This is a genomic window from Paraburkholderia sp. BR13444, from assembly GCF_040948755.1.
Classification (GTDB): Bacteria; Pseudomonadota; Gammaproteobacteria; order Burkholderiales; family Burkholderiaceae; genus Paraburkholderia; species Paraburkholderia youngii.
This window is the reverse complement of sequence record NZ_JBFPKM010000009.1, coordinates 270,877-287,103: the sequence shown is the minus strand read 5'-3', so window position 1 is coordinate 287,103 and position 16,227 is coordinate 270,877. Positions and strand designations below refer to the sequence as shown.

Annotated in this window: 15 protein-coding genes; 4 read left to right on the top strand and 11 right to left on the bottom strand. The window is 63.7% G+C overall.

Annotation, left to right across the window (positions count from 1 at the left end):
• Nucleotides 1-5 precede the first annotated feature (5 nt).
• Nucleotides 6-1,274, bottom strand: a complete 1,269-nt coding sequence (locus AB3X95_RS25360; RefSeq protein ID WP_368622854.1) for an efflux RND transporter periplasmic adaptor subunit — start codon at nt 1,272-1,274, stop codon at nt 6-8.
• 439 nt (nt 1,275-1,713) lie between these two features.
• On the opposite strand from AB3X95_RS25360, the gene AB3X95_RS25355 reads away from it, so the two are divergent.
• On the top strand, nt 1,714-2,604 hold the full coding sequence (locus AB3X95_RS25355) for a 2OG-Fe(II) oxygenase (protein ID WP_176121017.1): 891 nt from the start codon (nt 1,714-1,716) through the stop codon (nt 2,602-2,604).
• A gap of 131 nt (nt 2,605-2,735) precedes the next feature.
• On the opposite strand, the gene AB3X95_RS25350 is transcribed toward AB3X95_RS25355, so the two are convergent.
• From AB3X95_RS25350 to AB3X95_RS25315, 8 genes are all read right to left on the bottom strand, one after another.
• Entirely contained in the window at nt 2,736-3,743 is a 1,008-nt protein-coding gene (locus AB3X95_RS25350) for a response regulator (RefSeq protein WP_368622853.1), read from the bottom strand.
• Nucleotides 3,743-4,867 carry a hybrid sensor histidine kinase/response regulator gene (locus tag AB3X95_RS25345; RefSeq protein ID WP_176366341.1) on the bottom strand — a complete coding sequence of 375 codons (1,125 nt, stop codon included), beginning with the start codon at nt 4,865-4,867 and terminating at the stop codon, nt 3,743-3,745. The genes AB3X95_RS25350 and AB3X95_RS25345 overlap by 1 nt, the downstream gene beginning before the upstream one ends.
• 8 nt (nt 4,868-4,875) lie before the next feature.
• Entirely contained in the window at nt 4,876-6,231 is a 1,356-nt protein-coding gene (locus tag AB3X95_RS25340; protein WP_176366342.1) for a sensor histidine kinase, read from the bottom strand.
• 22 nt (nt 6,232-6,253) lie between these two features.
• Nucleotides 6,254-7,645, bottom strand: a complete 1,392-nt coding sequence (locus AB3X95_RS25335) for a class I SAM-dependent methyltransferase (protein ID WP_176366343.1) — start codon at nt 7,643-7,645, stop codon at nt 6,254-6,256.
• A 616-nt stretch (nt 7,646-8,261) separates the two neighbouring features.
• Nucleotides 8,262-8,669 carry a DUF2000 domain-containing protein gene (locus tag AB3X95_RS25330; RefSeq protein ID WP_013092622.1) on the bottom strand — a complete coding sequence of 136 codons (408 nt, stop codon included), beginning with the start codon at nt 8,667-8,669 and terminating at the stop codon, nt 8,262-8,264.
• 45 nt (nt 8,670-8,714) lie between these two features.
• Complete coding sequence (locus AB3X95_RS25325; protein WP_368622852.1) at nt 8,715-9,560, bottom strand: AraC family ligand binding domain-containing protein; 846 nt, start codon at nt 9,558-9,560, stop codon at nt 8,715-8,717.
• Nucleotides 9,561-9,677: 117 nt separating this feature from the next.
• Nucleotides 9,678-10,199: a hypothetical protein gene (locus tag AB3X95_RS25320; RefSeq protein WP_368622851.1), complete on the bottom strand. Its 522-nt coding sequence runs from the start codon at nt 10,197-10,199 to the stop codon at nt 9,678-9,680.
• An 84-nt stretch (nt 10,200-10,283) separates the two neighbouring features.
• Entirely contained in the window at nt 10,284-10,880 is a 597-nt protein-coding gene (locus AB3X95_RS25315) for an isochorismatase family cysteine hydrolase (protein WP_176121009.1), read from the bottom strand.
• A gap of 173 nt (nt 10,881-11,053) precedes the next feature.
• On the opposite strand from AB3X95_RS25315, the gene AB3X95_RS25310 reads away from it, so the two are divergent.
• Nucleotides 11,054-12,049, top strand: a complete 996-nt coding sequence (locus tag AB3X95_RS25310; RefSeq protein WP_368622850.1) for an aldo/keto reductase — start codon at nt 11,054-11,056, stop codon at nt 12,047-12,049.
• A gap of 93 nt (nt 12,050-12,142) precedes the next feature.
• The gene (locus AB3X95_RS25305) at nt 12,143-12,541 is read left to right on the top strand and encodes a hypothetical protein (protein WP_368622849.1); all 399 of its coding nucleotides are present in this window, start codon (nt 12,143-12,145) and stop codon (nt 12,539-12,541) included.
• 10 nt (nt 12,542-12,551) lie between these two features.
• Here AB3X95_RS25305 and AB3X95_RS25300 read toward each other — a convergent pair whose 3' ends face one another.
• Nucleotides 12,552-14,171, bottom strand: a complete 1,620-nt coding sequence (locus AB3X95_RS25300) for a DHA2 family efflux MFS transporter permease subunit (RefSeq protein WP_368622848.1) — start codon at nt 14,169-14,171, stop codon at nt 12,552-12,554.
• A gap of 202 nt (nt 14,172-14,373) precedes the next feature.
• Here AB3X95_RS25300 and AB3X95_RS25295 point away from each other — a divergent pair, with 202 nt between their 5' ends.
• On the top strand, nt 14,374-15,615 hold the full coding sequence (locus AB3X95_RS25295) for a cystathionine gamma-synthase family protein (RefSeq protein ID WP_368622847.1): 1,242 nt from the start codon (nt 14,374-14,376) through the stop codon (nt 15,613-15,615).
• A 66-nt stretch (nt 15,616-15,681) separates the two neighbouring features.
• Here the strand turns inward: AB3X95_RS25295 and AB3X95_RS25290 are convergent, their stop codons facing one another.
• Nucleotides 15,682-16,050: an NUDIX hydrolase gene (locus AB3X95_RS25290; protein ID WP_176121004.1), complete on the bottom strand. Its 369-nt coding sequence runs from the start codon at nt 16,048-16,050 to the stop codon at nt 15,682-15,684.
• Nucleotides 16,051-16,227 lie beyond the last annotated feature (177 nt).

Genomic DNA, 16,227 nt, shown 5'->3' with positions numbered 1-16,227 from the left:
GTCCGTTACGACGAAGCGGCTTCTGACGCGGCCGCCGCGGGCGATGCCGCCGCGTTCGACGCCGGCGCTGCTTCGGACGCCGCGGGCGCCTTCGGGCCGGCGGCGGCCGCGCGGCTTGCCGCGGCGGCGGACTTCGGATGCGCCGGCTGAATCCTCGCGCCGTCGTTCAGACGATCCGTACCGTCCGTCACGACCTGGTTGCCGGCCGCGAGACCCGACTCGATCACCGTATTCCTGCCGTCGCTCGGGCCCAGCTTGACCTTGTGCACAGACACCGTGCTGTCCGGATTGACCAGATAGACGAAGTCGCCGGGCGCGCCGGACTGCACCGCGGCGCTCGGCACGAGCACCGCGTTCTGCATCGTGTCGACGAGCAGCTTCACGTTGACGAACTCGTTCGGGAACAGCGCTTCGTCGTCGTTCGCGAAGGTCGCGCGCAACGTGACGGTGCCGGTCGCGGTCGCCATCTGGTTGCTGACCGCGTACAGCGTGCCGGTCGCGATCTCGCGCGAGTTGTCGCTCGAATACGCGGTGACCGGCAGCTTCGCGCCGGTGGACAGACGCTGCACGATCGACGCGAGCGAATCCTGCGGCACCGTGAACTGCACCGTGGTCGGCTTCACGGTCGTGATGACAACGATGCCGGTCGTCGACGATGCGGTCACGTAGTTGCCCGGATCGACGAGCCGCAAGCCGACCTTGCCCGCGATCGGCGCGGTGATGCGGCAATACGCGAGGTCGAGATCGAATTGGGCGATGTTGGCGAGATCGACCTTCACCGCCGCTTCGTCCTGCTGCACGAGAAACTGCTGATCCGCGTAGGTCTGCTGCGCGATCGACTTGCGCTCGTTCAGCTGGGTATAGCGCTCGAGATCGGCGCGCGCCTGCGCGAGCAAAGCGCGGTCTTTCGCGAGCGTCGCCTCCGCCTGCTGCTTGCTGATCTGATACTGGCGCGGATCGATCTGCGCGAGGAACTGTCCTTTTTGCACCTCCTGGCCTTCGTGATAGCCGACCTCGGTCAGATAGCCGCTCAGCTGCGGCAGCACGGTCACGGTCGCGATCGGAATGACGGTGCCGAGCTCGCTCAGCGTGACCGGCATCGAACCGAGCGTCGCCTGCGCAACGGTGACGACGATCGCCGCGTTCTCGCGCGCCGGCTTCTTGAGCGTCAGCAGATGAACCACGACGAGCGCGACCAGCACGAGCAGGACAACCGCGAAGATGATGAGCCCGCGTCGCGAGCGCTTTGGCGGCGGGGACACGGTTTCGCTCATGTTGATCTCCGGGAACGGATATTGGTGTCGAGATTCGGCTGGAAGCTCGTCCTCTGACGGGACTGCGCAAAAGTGACACGGTTCGCGCGCGTTGTCATCAGTCGAAGCCCTCGGTACTGTTGTTATGAAGACGTAAGAAAGCGGGACGCGACTTTGGCGTGGGGCATGCGTGAATGTAGCCGGCTTGCGCAGGGCTTGAGTTACAGGGGTGCAACATGTTGGCGGGTGAAAGGGTTGGGGTGTCGCGATCAGGCGGCGCGCGGGCGGCGGACATCCGCATGGGTCGAGTTTTGAGCGCGGCGGGACATCGCAACATGCGGTAACAGACGACAGCCAAATGAAAACCGGACCGTCCGTCCAGAGTCGTCACATTCGTCCGATATCATCGCGAGCCAGCGTCGCGCGCCGCGACTGTCACGACCCCCACAAGCTCGCCCCGATGTCCATCACCGTCAATTTCCCCGCCGAAGTCCGCGACTGGATCGCCGCCAATCTTTCGCGCGGCGTCGCGCCGCAAGCGATCGTCAACGAACTGGTGAGCCGCAACAACGCGGCCGAGCTGGCCGCGGCGATGGTCGAGGCGGTCGCGTCGGCGTTCCTGTACGGCATGGCGCTGCCCGGCGACAAGCTCGAAGTCGGCGGCGCGCCGCTCAGCTATCAGCCCGAGCCGCTGCGCGTGCCCGAAGGTCCTCTGATCCAGCTCGGCGAGCGCAAGGTGCGCGTGCTGTCGCGGCTGCAACGACCGGCCGCCGTGCACCTCGCCAACTTCCTGAGTGCCGACGAATGCGAGCAGCTGATCGCGCTCGCACAGCCGCGGCTGGACCGCTCGGCCGTCGTCGATCCGGTGACCGGCCGCGATGTGATCGCCGCTCATCGCAGCAGTCATGGGATGTTTTTCCGTTTGGGCGAGACGCCGCTGATTGCGCGCATCGAGGCGCGCATCGCGGAACTGACGGCGACGCCGGTCGAGAACGGCGAAGGCCTGCAAATGCTTCACTATGAGGAAGGCGCGGAGTCGACGCCGCACGTCGACTATCTGATGACGGGCAACGCAGCGAATCGCGAGTCGATCGCGCGCAGCGGCCAGCGCATGGGCACACTGCTGATGTATCTGAAAGACGTGGAAGACGGCGGTGAGACGGTGTTTCCGCAGCTCGGCTGGTCGGTCGTGCCGCAGCGCGGGCATGCGCTCTACTTCGAATACGGCAACCGCTACGGGATGTGCGATCCGAGCTCGCTGCACGCGAGCACGCCGCTGCGCACCGGCGACAAGTGGGTGGCAACCAAATGGATTCGAACGCGGCGCTTCGTGCCGCGCATTCAGGCTTGAGAAAGATCGACCGAAGTTGGGACGGCTCGCGCGAGCCTTGGTCAACTTCGCGCTGCTAGCCGTGGCGGGCTGCAGCGCGAAGGCAGGGCGAGAGGGGGCGCGTCAGACGCCGCGCCCTCGAAGCAAGGTAATCAGAACTGCTCGATCCACGTGGCGAGGCGGTCGGCCGCGAACTCGCTACCGCGTTGCGCCGGCCGGAAAACAACCGCATTGCCTTCGCGTGCCGGCTGCAATGCACCGTCAGTGCCGTCGAGCCACAGCAGGCTCGCCAGCCATGCCGCGTGGCCGCTCGACACCGCGTTGTTGCCCGGCTCCGCGAGAAACTCCGCGAGCGTGGCCGGCTGGTCGCACACGAGACCATCGCCTGCGCGGCGCACATTGAAGCCAGCCTCGGAAAACGCCCCGGCCAGCGCCGTCAGCGCGTCATTCGCGGTCAGGTTCGCGGCGCCGTGCCGGTTGCGCAGCGTGGCGAGATGCGCCGCGACCGCATGACCGAACGCGCCGCTGCGGGCACTCTCGGCCGCGATCAGGTCGGAGTAATCCTGCAGCAGCCAGTCCGGCTCGGAGTTCGGCACTTCGGCGAGCACCGCCGCCGCAAGATACGTCTCGACCGGCTGGAAGCGCTCGGGCCCGATCAGCGTAGCCGACAGCGAACGCACCAGACCAATGCGCGTGGCGACCACCTGCTTTTGCAACACGCCCAGCTTCTCGCGCACCAGCGTGTCGCGCTCCTTGCGCAGCTCGGCCAGTTCCAGCGCCTGCTTCAGCTCCATGCGCAGCGCCGTAATGTCCCAAGGCTTCTTGATGTAGCGATGGATGTGACCGAGGTTGACGGCCGCGACGGTCTGATCGATTTCCGAATACGCGGTGGTCAGAATCCGCACGACATGCGGAAAGCGCTCGCTCGCATAGCGCAGCAGCTCGTTGCCGAACTCGCCCGGCATGCGCTGGTCGGAGACGAGAACGCCGACCCTGTCGCCGTGCTCGTCGAGCAGCGCCTTGCCCTCTTCCACCGAGCCGCCAGTCAGGACCGGCGCCAGGCTTCCGATGGCACGCTGGAAGTACTTTACGGCGGTAGCTTCGTCATCGACGAAGATGATCGCCGGCGCCAACTCCTCTGTGGCTTTTGCTTCGTTCATCAACAACTCCTGTGCGTTTGACCTTTGATATGGGGGAAATCCAGCACTACGGTGGTGCCTCCCCCCGGCGTGGACTCGATCCTGAGCCCGCCGCCACAGGACTGCATCACACGGTTGCATAGAATCAGGCCCAAGCCGTTCCCCCCGGATTTCGCGTGCGTTGTAATTGGGTCCGTCAACAGGCGGTCTTTGATCTCGGGCGGAATTCCGGGCCCGTTGTCGCAGATGCCGATGCTCGGGTGGGGTTCCGTCGTTACGGTAAAGCGCACCGACGGCGACGGCACATCCGCAAGCGCGCGCAACGCGTTGGACAACAACGACGACAGCACGAGCGCCACGCAATTCGGCTGCGTGAGCACCGCAAAGTCGCTTTCGACATCGACATGCACCCACGAGCGCTGCGCGGTCGTAAACGGATACGTATCGAGCAACGCCGAGATCAGCCCATGCGCGGTGCTCTCGATACGCGCCTCGTCGCCCTCCTGTTGCCGGCGCCGCCCGTTGTGCACCGAGCGCCAGAACGACGACACCACCGCCATGCAGTACTGCGCACTCTCGCGCATCGATTTCGCGGCGCCGAGAATTTCGCCTTCGGCATCGCGCTCCGCGTCTGTGCGATCTTCGATGCTGTGCGCATTCAACGCGATCGCCGCGAGCGGCGTGTTCAGTTCGTGCGCGATGAACGCGAGGGTTTCGTCGATCGCGATCAGACGCTGATTCTGCATCGCGCGTTCGTGGTAGCGGTCAAATGCCAGTTGCAGCGTATCGCGCACCGCCGCCGGCTTCAGCGGCTTTTCGAGGATGCGGAACACCTCGCCGGTGTTGACCGTCTGCAACAGCATCTCGACGTCTGCGTAAGCAGTGACCAGAATCCGCACGATGTGCGGATACTCCAGCGCCACCTGGCGCAGCAGGTCGCCGCCGTCGCGCCCCGGCATGCGAAAGTCCGTGACCAGCACCGCGATGCGGGCACTGTCCTGCTCGAGGATAGCGATGGCCTCGTCGCTGCTCGTCGCGAGCAGGACCTCGTAATCGGCACCGACGGTGCGCGCGAAATATTTGCACGCCAACTCTTCGTCATCGACGTAGAGAAGAGTGGGCTGTGTCTGACGGATGTCATTCATGGTGTTTCTCAGGGTGCGGGCGACAGATCGAAACTGAACGCCGCCCAACTTCCCAGCTCGCTCTCGGCAAACAGCAGACCGCCGTGGCGCTCGATCACCGCATAGCTGATCGACAGTCCGAGGCCAAGGCCCTGTCCCACTTCGCGGGTGGTAAAGAACGGTTCGAACACGCGCGCGATATTCTCCGGCGCGATGCCCGGCCCATTGTCTTTCACCGTCACGTGCAGGCGCTCTTGCGTCCATCTGACGTTGACGTGGATCGCCGGCGCGGGCGTGCCCGCCTTGCGCATCGCCAGCACCGCGTTCGACAGCAGGTTGATCAGCACGCCGATGATGGCCGCCTCGTCGCCCTGCACCAGCGTATCCGCGGGCAGCTCGCGCGTCACGGTCACGCCGCGCAATTCATGCCCGACGAGCCGGATCGCCGAATCGAGCGCCTTTTCGAACAGGAACGGCGTGCCCAGCTCCGCCTCGGCGCCGGGCTTGCGATACGCGAACGTCTTCAGGTCCGACACGATGTGCTGGATGCGCTGCATGCCCTGCCGCGCATCGACCAGACATTCCTGCAGCGTCGGCTCCTTCTTCGAGATCGGTTCCTCCAGCGCAACCTCGATCGCCATCAGGCAGAAGTTCACCGGGTTGTTCACTTCATGCAGCAGGCCCGCCGCGAGCGTACCGATCGCCGCCATTTTCTCCTGCTGCAGCAGTTGGCCCTTGATGTCGAGCAACTGCCGATTGATCACTTCGAGCTCGGCGTTCTTCGCGGAGACCTCCGCGTTTTTCTCGGACACCTCGGCCTTCAGGCGAAACAGCATGAAGCGCACGCGTTCATTGAAGAACGTGTAGACCGCACTCGCGGCCGCGGCGAACAGAAGCAGCAGAACATTGACGGTCAACGTGCCGAGCGGCAAGCCGTCATGCGGAGGCAACAGGCAGGCCAGCAGATACAGAAGGCACGACAACACGCCAAACACGAGGTTTTGCCACAAGCCAAACGGCAAGGCAATGCCGGACGCGAAGATGGCCAGATTCAGCCCCATATAGTAGGGCGACAGCACGCCATCGGTGCGCCAGATCATCCATGAAATCATCACCTGCGGCAGCAGCAGCCAGGACAGCGTCAGCCATGGAGTAAGCCGTCGCCCCATGTCGGTGTCGAGCAAGGCGACGATACCGCCGATCATCAACGACACGAGCAGCCGCGCGAGCGCAAACGACGTCTGATACTGCGGATACTGCGCGTAATCCAGCCCCACGCCGAGCAGCACGAGCGCAATCGCGGTGCACGCGCCGCCCCGGCTGAACGTGACGCGAAAGTCGGCCAGCTCGGTTTGATAGCCGCTCTGCAGGGGACTGGTAGTCATGGACAGGGATGTCGACACGGTTTCAGAGGATCGTTGCTTCCGCGAACACATTCACCCCGGTCTCGTCGACGTAGAGCTTCTGGTCAGTGGAGTTGGGGGGAAGCAGCGAGCTCATGCCGCTCTCGTTCCGATAGATCAGGTACCACTCGAGCAGATGCTCCATCCCGTACTTCTCCGGATTCGCGGAATGGACGTTGGTGACCAGCAACTGGCCGCCGGGTCGGGTGCGAGCGGCGAAGTAACTGAGCAAACGTGCGCAGACCTTGTCCGACAGATAGTCGAACAGACCGGCGCAGTACACCGCGTCGAATTCGCGCGCGGAGGGGTCCGTGGAAATCTTACGCTTGAGCAGGTCGTGCACCGACTGATGCACCATTTGCACCGAGACCTTATGGCCCGCGGCGTGTGCCGAGCTGTCGATCGCGTCCTTGGTAAACGCCAGCGTTTCCTCGCTGAAGTCGACCAGCTCGAACGACAGCAGCTCCGGATGCGGATATTCACGCACGAAGCGCTGGATCTCGAAAGCGGGCCCGCAACCGACGTTGAGGATGCGGAACGGCCTGCCGGCCGCGCGCGCCGCCTCGGCCTGCCGCGTCAGAAAGTCGATCAGCAGCGTGATGCGGTTGCGGTGCGCGGTCGCGACCGCCGCCTGCAGGAAGGCGGTATTGACGATCTGGAAGTAAGTGGTCGGCCCCTGCTGCGGATCGCTGAGGATCTGATTGACCATCTCGTAGTCGCCGGCATAGCCGAGCGGCTTGGTGAACGTGCGGTAGACGAACGGCGCGCGCAGCAGCAACGGATGCAGCGCCGATTGCGCATAGGTGCGATGCACGGGTGCGATCTCCGCGTCGACGCGCTCGGCTTCTTCCTCGAGACGGTCGAGGTAGGACTTCATCTTGAGCATGATCGGCGTGGCGAGCTCGTAGAACAGGTCCTCGCGCAGCCGGCCGCCTTCGGTCTTCGGCAAGCTCTCGGTCAGATCGACCTGCTCCACCCAGCGCGACACTTCCGACAGGAACGCGCGCATCTCGTTCACGACGATCTGATAGTCGCGGCGGATATTGAAGCGCGCGTCCCAGTCGCTAATAAAGAGTTCTGCTTCCCGCCCGACCGACTTCGCTTCATTGGGCAGAACGCTAAGCTCGCGCCATTCGTCGATGAGTGCCAGTGAAACCACCGCGGTCAGGCCGGTGTTCACCAGACTTACCACCACCGCCTTGCCGAGATAGGCATTCTTGGTGCCCATGCGCACGCTCAGCTCGCTTAAGACCTCGCTGACCTGCACGATGGAATAAGGGTTATAGACCTCCATGACCAAAGACTTTCTCTGGAGGTTAATGATCGTCCCACGCACATGCTCGCGCTGCGAGTTGCGGAAGCTGACCACCGGGTCGATTTGCGTTTGAGAGTACACGGTATTAGTACCTGAGGAATCCGGGAACGCAGCAGGGTGTTGGAGAAGTCCAGTGAATGGCTGCCGCACGCACGACACCAGCGACACGTCGTGGACGCGTTTCAAACCACAGTTGAGCTGGAAACACCAAAGCCCTTTGCCAGAATGGCTCCAGCGGCTTGCAGTGTAACATCAACAGATTCAATTCTGAATGAGGTTCAATTTAGGTTGAAACGTATACGCAAGGTTTTCTTGCGAGCATGTCCATGCTATAGAAAGCCGTTTTTGCAAAGAATAATTTGAAACGAGTTGGCGACCGCGTCGGCGCAATCGCCGACAATTCGTTTCCCGACAAAGACTTGCAATCGCATCACCGCGACGGCGACACGATTCGCTATAGAGGGGGAGCGTTACTTGTGCCTTTCCGATCTATGCCCGTTGGATAGATCTGCGCTTTGACGCATTACCGCTTCGAGACTCGAAACGATGTGAAATGAAGCGGCAATTGATGCCTCGTGCATTCGCCGAATAAGCTTTTTTTGTTTTAACGCAATTCAGGTCCGGCGCGGCAAACGTTTCTCTTTTAAGCTTCGGCGCGAGTACCGTCGACAATCGAGCGGCTCGCGCACTCGTCGACTCACTCGTGCAAGGCCAAACCTTTCACGGCCTTGTCGACGGCTTTCTTCGGTCCGTGCAGCGCGAGACCGACGAGGTCGAGATTGGCCGCGTCCTCGGCGCGAAACACTGCGCGGTTCGCCGCGTCATGCCCCGTCGAAAACATCGCGTGCACATACGGCACGATTCTGAGCTCGCGCGACAGCGCCTGCCGATGCGCACCCTGCAGACCGGAGCGGTCGGCGGCGAACACCATCATCGGCTGGCCGAGCATGCGGCCGTAGCGGTGCCCGGCGGCATCCTCGTAGGGCTCGCCCAGCGCATCGGGCGCCGCGGCCGCGACGCCGGTCGCGAGAAACGCGACCACATTGAGCTTCTGCCAGACCGCGAGATCGCTGCGCACGATCAGCGCCACTTTGGTATCGAACATGACGACTCCTTCGTTGAGCCGCTCATGATCGACGATGCCGCGCGATCAGTCTGGAACGTTTGTGCACATCTGCCGGTACGCGGCTGGCGTCATCCGGTACGCGCGACGAAACCAGCGGCCGAGATGGCTCTGGTCGGCGAAGCCGACTTCGGCCGCGACCTGCGCGGGCGTGCGGCCGGCCGCGAGCAGGCGCCGCGCGGCGCGCAGGCGCAAGCGCACCAGATACGCGTGCGGCGACGTGCCGAACGCGCGCTGGAACAGACGCGTCAGCCTGAACCGGTCGATGCCGGCAACTTCGGCGAGTTCGTCGAGCCCGGGATTGCCGTCCATCTGTTCGTGCAGCAGATCGCGCACCCGCGCGATCGCGGGCGACGCGGCGGGGTCGCCCGCGAGCGGCGCGTCGCGCAGCTGTGCGCCGAGTCGCAGCAGCAGACGATCGAGCGCCTGGTCGCGCGCGAGCCGGCCCTCGTTGCCATGAATCGCGACGAACGCCTGGCGGATCGCATCGACGAGAGCATGGTCGTCGACGAGCGTATGGCCGAACGCCGCCTCGACGCGGGCCAGTCCCGGCAGGTCGAGCCGGCGCGCCGCGCGCTCGACCCAGGCTTGCGGCAGATACAGCATCGCGTACGTGAAGCCGCCCGCCTCGGGCGCGTGACCGTCGTGCAGCGCGCCGGGCTCGATCAGGATCGCGCGGCCCGGCACGCTGGTGTGCAACGACCGATGACACTGGAAGCGTTGCACGCCCTGCTCCGTGTAGCCGATCAGCATGTCGTCGTGATCGTGCGGATCGTAGGCGTGGCCGCTGAAATGCGCGCGCAGGCTTTCGATGCCGGTTTCGGCATCGCGGCGGGCGGTTAGCCAGTTGGCGGGATCGAGTGGAGTGAGCATGGGTTGGAGCTGACGGCCCGCGGGCGATGCGGCCAGCGGATAGTGTACGGCAGCGTGGGAATCGGGATCGGCGGGCTCGCCAGCGCCTCGCGCATGCGAAGCGAGCCGCGACCGGGTTCACGGTTTCTTCGAGCGCGGCGGCCGGGCGTTGACGAACGGGTTATAGCCGTGCGGGCTCGCCGGCCGATCCTGTTGTTGGTTCGCGCGGCGGCGCTTGCCGGGTGGTTCGTTGCCGGACAATTGCGCAAGCAGTTCTTGCGATTCCGTTTCCGTTTCCGCTTCCGCTTCCGCTTCCGCTTCCGTTTTGTCCGCCGGCGCTACGGCTGTTCTACCGCGTCTCGCGGGCTTCGGTTCGGCTTGCGAGGCGACGCCCGCGATGTGTTCGATCACGGACATGAAGGATGCCGATGCCGATCGCAGCGGCTGTCCGGGCAGCATCGTCAGCGCGACGATTTCGTGGAGTGAACGGTCATCCACTGAACGGCCCTGCACAGGGCCATGCCAGTCCACATTCGCTTGCGCGAAAGCGCCGACGACACGTTCAAGCACCGCCGGCGACAGCACCCCGCCGTCGTACAAGCGGATGACGACGCTCTCGAAAATCTGAAACGAGCTGATGTCCGTTGCTTTCGGCGCCACGGTTTGTCGCCTGGTGAGTTTGTCTTCCGGTTTCAGTCAGCAAATGGCATGCCGAGGCTAACGGGTCGAGTCGTCGGTATCGGTCTATGCGAGCAGTAGCAACGCGTCCGCCAGTGACAGCACCGTGGTGCGTGAATCGAATGCGGTAGCAAACAGATGTTCATGGACCACCTCGTCCGGGTCGTAACAGCAATCCTTGACCGTGTACAGGCGAAAGTCCGCGTCGCTCGCGTAAGCGACCGAGGAGAGCACGACTCCGGTCGACGCGATGCCGACCATCATCAGCGAATCGATACCTTGCGCGGAGAGTCGCGCCTCCAGATCGGTGCCGAAGAACACGCTCGCACGATGCGCGATGACGAGCGGTTCGTTGGCCTGCTGGCCCAGCTCGGGCGCGGTCCGGTCTTCGAGGAACAGGCCAAGTTTTTTGATTCCCTGCCCATTCCTGTTCAACGGGCTGACTTCCGGATATCCCGGACTGAACCGGAGATTGGCGAAATAGACGCTGACGCCTTTGGCCCGGGCCGCGTCGCATAATCTGCGTGTATTGGCGAGCAACGCCGGCGCGACCGATGGAAACAGTCCGAGAATATCGGTCTGGTAGTGCATCACGATAAGCGCGGTTCGCGATGGCGCAATGGCCTCGTTCGCGATGTCGTCAGAACCTGCGTTGCTTGTCATTGCGCCACCTTTATCCCGGTTTCACTTCCTGTTGTCAGAGCGGCCGTTTCGATGCCGTGGCAATCATACGCCCCCGCCCGCTTGCTACACTACGTACCAAGGTCGCCGGCACTCCCGCAAGGGTAATGAAGCACCTGTGACGTAACTTCACAAATCAGAGGATGAGCATCCAAATGACGCTTTTGACGAGAAAATTTGGTCGTACCGGCTGGAATGTGTCGGAAATCGGTTTTGGAGCATGGGCGATCGGCGGCTCGTGGGGCAGTGTTGCGGAAGATGACGCCAAGGCAGCGCTGAACGCCGCGCTCGATAACGGTGTGACGTTCATCGACACGGCCGATGTCTACGGCGACGGTCGCTCGGAACGGATCATCCGGGACGTGCTGCGGCAACGAGGCGGCGAACGTCCGATCGTCGCTACGAAGCTCGGGCGCCGACTCGACCCGCATGTGACCAGCGGCTATCTGAACAAGCGCGAGCTCGAAGCGTTCATCGACCGGAGCCGCTCCAACCTCGGCGTCGACACGCTCGACCTGGTGCAGCTGCATTGCCCGCCGACCGAGGTGTACTACCGTCCCGAAGTGTTCGACGCAATGGACGACTTCGTCGCCGCCGGGAAGATCCGCTATTACGGCGTGTCGGTCGAAAAGGTGGAAGAAGCGCTGAAGGCGATCGAATATCCGAATGTGGTTTCGGTCCAGATCATCTACAACATGTTCCGTCAGCGTCCCGCCGATCTGTTCTTCAGGCAGGCGCAAAAGAAAGAGGTTGCGGTCATCGCGCGAGTGCCTCTGGCCAGCGGCATGCTCACGGGAAAGCTGTCCGCGGAATCGGTTTTCGCGTCGGACGATCATCGTGCATTCAATCGGCATGGCGAGGCGTTCGATGTCGGCGAAACGTTCTCCGGCGTGCCCTACGACATCGCGTTGAAGGCGGTCGACGAACTGCGCGGCCTCGTACCCGCGGGCGCCTCGATGGCGCAACTGGCCCTGCGCTGGATCCTGATGGAAGATGCCGTCTCCGTCATCATCCCTGGCAGCAAAAACGCCGCCCAGGCGGCGTCGAACGTATCGGCCGCGAGCCTCGCGCCGCTGTCCGACGAGCTCATGCAGCGGGTCCGGGAAATCTATCAGCACCATATCGCGCCCCACGTCCACCAGCGCTGGTAAAGGCAACGCGGTGGCGGCTTCGCCGCGGGCGCATTCGACATGCAGGGAGCACTCGGAGTAAATTGTGCTGGCACCTCGACTCTGGAGAACCTCATGACGGACATCGCACTTGCACGCAAAGATGCTTGCCTCGCAGTGGTTCATGCGGTACTGACGGACTTGAGCGACGACAGCAATCTGATCGGCGCGGCGCTACGTGTTGCGGATTACCTCGTCGATGATCTCGAAGGCAAGATCACCGAGACCGACGCGATCCTGCTCGCCGTCACCGCGCTAACCAAGATCAATCGCGCGATTCGCGAGTGGAACGACGTGGACGGCAACGCGATGGACGCGATGAGAGTCGCGGACTTCGTCATCGATGAACAAATGAACGGGTACGACAGCGCAACCATTGCGCATCAGCCTACTTCGTCCGCGGAAAGAATCGAGGCACGAGCGGCCGCGGTGGTCCGGCCGACGGGGTCGCCGGTACGGCCCGTTCACCACTGAGTTTCGTCTCTCACTGCGGGCGCGCTACCGCCGCCCGATTCAGCGGCTGGAGGGTGGCCATTGCGAGCCCCGCTCCAGCGAACGCACACGCGGCGCAGACGAGCGCGACGGCGCGCAGCGCGTCGGTCATCGAATCGGCTTGCGCGCGCGCCACGGCTGTGTCGCGCGGCGTAGGCGAGGCGCTCGCTGCCGCTCCCGCTTGCTCGACCGGCGCCAGCAGTTGCCCGCTCTGGCGCACATCTTGCGGTACGTGCAGTTCGTCGAGGCGCGCCGATAGCGCCGCGTGATGCGACCACAGGAAGACGATGCCGAGCACCGCAATCGCCAGCAGGCCCGCCACGCGCGCAACCGCGTTGTTGATGCCGGACGCCACGCCTGTGCGGTCGCTCGGCACCGCGCCCATCACGGTCGTGGTGAGCGGCGCGACGGTGATCGTCATGCCGAGCCCAAGCACGACGAGCGCGGGGAAAAATCCAGTCAAGTAGCTGCCGCGCACGAACGGCAGCGCCAGCAGCGTGAAGCCGATTCCGGCGACGCCCGGGCCAACGGTCAGCAGCGCGCGCGAACCGAAGCGGCTCGTCAGACCGCCAGTGAAGCGCGATAGCAGACCGATGATGAAAGGCACCGGCAACAGCGCCGCGCCCGCTTGGGTCGCGCTGAAGCCATGCGCGCGGATCAGCGTGAACGGCAGGAAGAAGAACGCGCCGCCAAGGCCGAAGTAAAGCAGCAGGGTGACGAGATTGGCACCGGTGAAGTCGCGCGAGCGAAACAGATCGAGCGGCACCATCGGGTTAGGGCTGCGCGCTTCAACGATCACGAATGCGGCGAGAATCAGCACGCCGGCGCCAATCGCACCGAATACGAGCGGATGCGCGAAGCCACGCGCCGATGCTTCGGTCAGGCCGAACGTCAGCGCGGCCAGTCCCGTGGCCGCGCTCAGTGCGCCGGGCCAGTCGAGCTGTCGCGGCGCATCGGCGCGGTGGCTGTTGGGCACCGCCAATATCGCGAGCGCGATCGTCAGCGCCGCGAGGGGGACGTTCAGGAAGAAGATCGCGCGCCACGACCACGCATCGACGAGCCAGCCGCCCGCCACCGGCCCCACGGCCGACGTGATCGCGCCGACGCCCGCCCAGGTGCCGATCGCCCGTCCGCGCGCGGCGTCGTCGAACACCGCGCCGATGATCGCGAGACTGCTGGGCACGAGCAGCGACGCGCCGATGCCCTGAACCGCGCGCGCGGCGACCAGCGCAGACGCATTCGGTGCAAACCCGCAAGCGGCCGACGCCAGCGTGAAAAGCCCGACGCCCGCAATGAACACCGTGCGTCGGCCGAGTTTGTCGCCCATCGATCCGCCGACCAGCACGAGGGAGCCGAGAAACAGCAGATACGCGTTGACGACCCACTGCATCGCCGCGACGCTCGCGCCGAGTTCGCTCTGAATGGACGGCAGCGCGACGTTGACGACGGAGCCATCGATGAACGCCATGCTCGAACCAGCGATGGTCGCGGCGAGCGCGAGCCGCTTGCGCCGGCACGGGCGGTCGATCGTGAGGGGCTGTGTGCGGATGACGAGCTCGTCGCACGGACTCGCCTGCGCGGCAATGATGCGCGCCGTATTCGGCTTGGCCACGTTTCCTCCAGTGCTGGTCGATGGAGACTTAGAGCCTGTGCGTGCCACCGAGGCTAGTCAACCCCGCAGCGCAACATCGCGGAGCGCGTTTTGCCCATTCGGAGCGCCCGGCGCCGCCGGGCGGGACGCTAAGGACTTCGCCGGCGGTCGGTTACAGGCGATAATCGGTCGGAAGCAATCGATCTGAAAAGGCGGAGAAGGAATGGACAAGCAAGGTTTCACCACTGGCATCGTTCACGGCGACAGAACCGCGGGCACTGAGCACGGCGCCTTGCGTCAGCCAGTTCATACGTCCGTGCAATATGGTTTCGAGCGCGTCGAGGACCTGATCGGCGTGTTCCAGGGCACGAAGAAAGGCGGCTTCAATTACGCACGGCAAGGCACCCCCACCACCGCCGCGCTCGAGCGCAAGATCACCAGCCTCGAAGAAGGCGTCGGCACGGTCTGCTTCAGCACCGGCATGGCCGGCATCACCGCGACGTTCCTCACGCTGCTGCGCGCGGGCGATCATCTCGTGTCGAGCCGTTACGTGTTCGGCAACACCAACAGTCTGTTCGGCACATTGCGGTCGCTCGGCGTCGAAGTGACGACCGTCGACGCGTGCAACGTCGACGACGTGGAGAACGCAATCCGGCCGAATACGCGCATGGTGTTCGTCGAAACCATCGCGAATCCGGGCACGCAGATTCCGGACCTGCAAGGTATCGGTGACGTGTGCCGCGAGCGCGGCATCGCGTACGTGGTCGACAACACGATTACCTCGCCTGCCTTGTTCAAGCCAAAGGCGGTCGGCGCGAGCCTCGTCATCAATTCGCTGACCAAAACCATTGCGGGTCATGGCGCCGCGCTCGGTGGCGCGGTGACGGATACGGGCCTGTTCGACTGGAGCGCGTATCCGAATATCGCCGACGACTATCGGCGCTCGGCGGCGAAGGATCAGGGGCTTCTGCAGATCCGCAAGAAGGGCCTGCGAGACATGGGAGCGTCATTGTCGTCCGAGCAGGCGCACTCGATCGCGATGGGCGCGGAAACGCTCGCATTGCGCGTGAAACAAAGCAGCGACAATGCGCTCGCGCTCGCCCAGTTTCTCGAAGGGCACGAAGCGATCGGCAAAGTGTTCTATCCTGGCCTGAAAAGCCATCCGCAATACGAGATCGCTCAGACGCTGTTCAAGGGCGCGTCATGGCTGTTGTCGTTCGAGTTGCTCAACGCGGATCGCATCGTCGAAGTCGTCAACGCGCTCAAGCTGCCGGTCAAGGCGACCGGTCTCGGCGACACGCGCACGCTGATCATTCCCGTTGCGCCGACGATCTTTTTCGAAGCCGGGCCGGAAACGCGCAAGGCGATGGGCATTTCCGACGGCATGCTGCGGCTCTCGGCGGGCATCGAGGACATCGACGACCTGATTGCCGATTTTGCGCAGGCGCTGAAGTTGGCGGCGTAGTTGGCGGGACTTTGAAATTGGAGCGAGACTGGTGCGCCGGTCTCGCTCGTCTCACTGCTGGCAGTGCTACTTCCTGCGCCGCTGATTCATCAGCTTCACGATATCGGTCGTCGGCCCGCTGGTCACGAGGCGAGGAATGTCATCCAGGTGAAACCAGCGACACCTGGATATTTCGTTACTCGGGCGAGCTTTGGCGCGATTCGGAATTTCGCAGGAAAACACGTGATGGTGCTTCTGCTTGCCGCGGAAGTCGAAAAGGTGCTTGGCTGACTTCCCGGAGAGTTGTGTTTCTTCCTTGAGCTCCCGAAGTGCGGCGTCAGTGCGATGTTCGCCACGCTTGAGAATCCCGCCCGGCAAAGCCCACTTTGATGCACTACGTGCGACCAGAAGGATTCGCTTACCTCTGCGACAGATCACGGTGGCGCGTTTCTTCAAACCGAACTCCCACTTATGCCCTGGATGCTCTCAAGACGCTCACGACGCGGCGGCGTATCGGGCGTTATCAGACATAGTTGAGCATGCTAATACAGAACCGCAGAATGCGGTGATGTTTTCGAAGCGCGGACAATGAACGCGCGGCACATTAAAGCCTGTCATCAGCGCGTCACAATC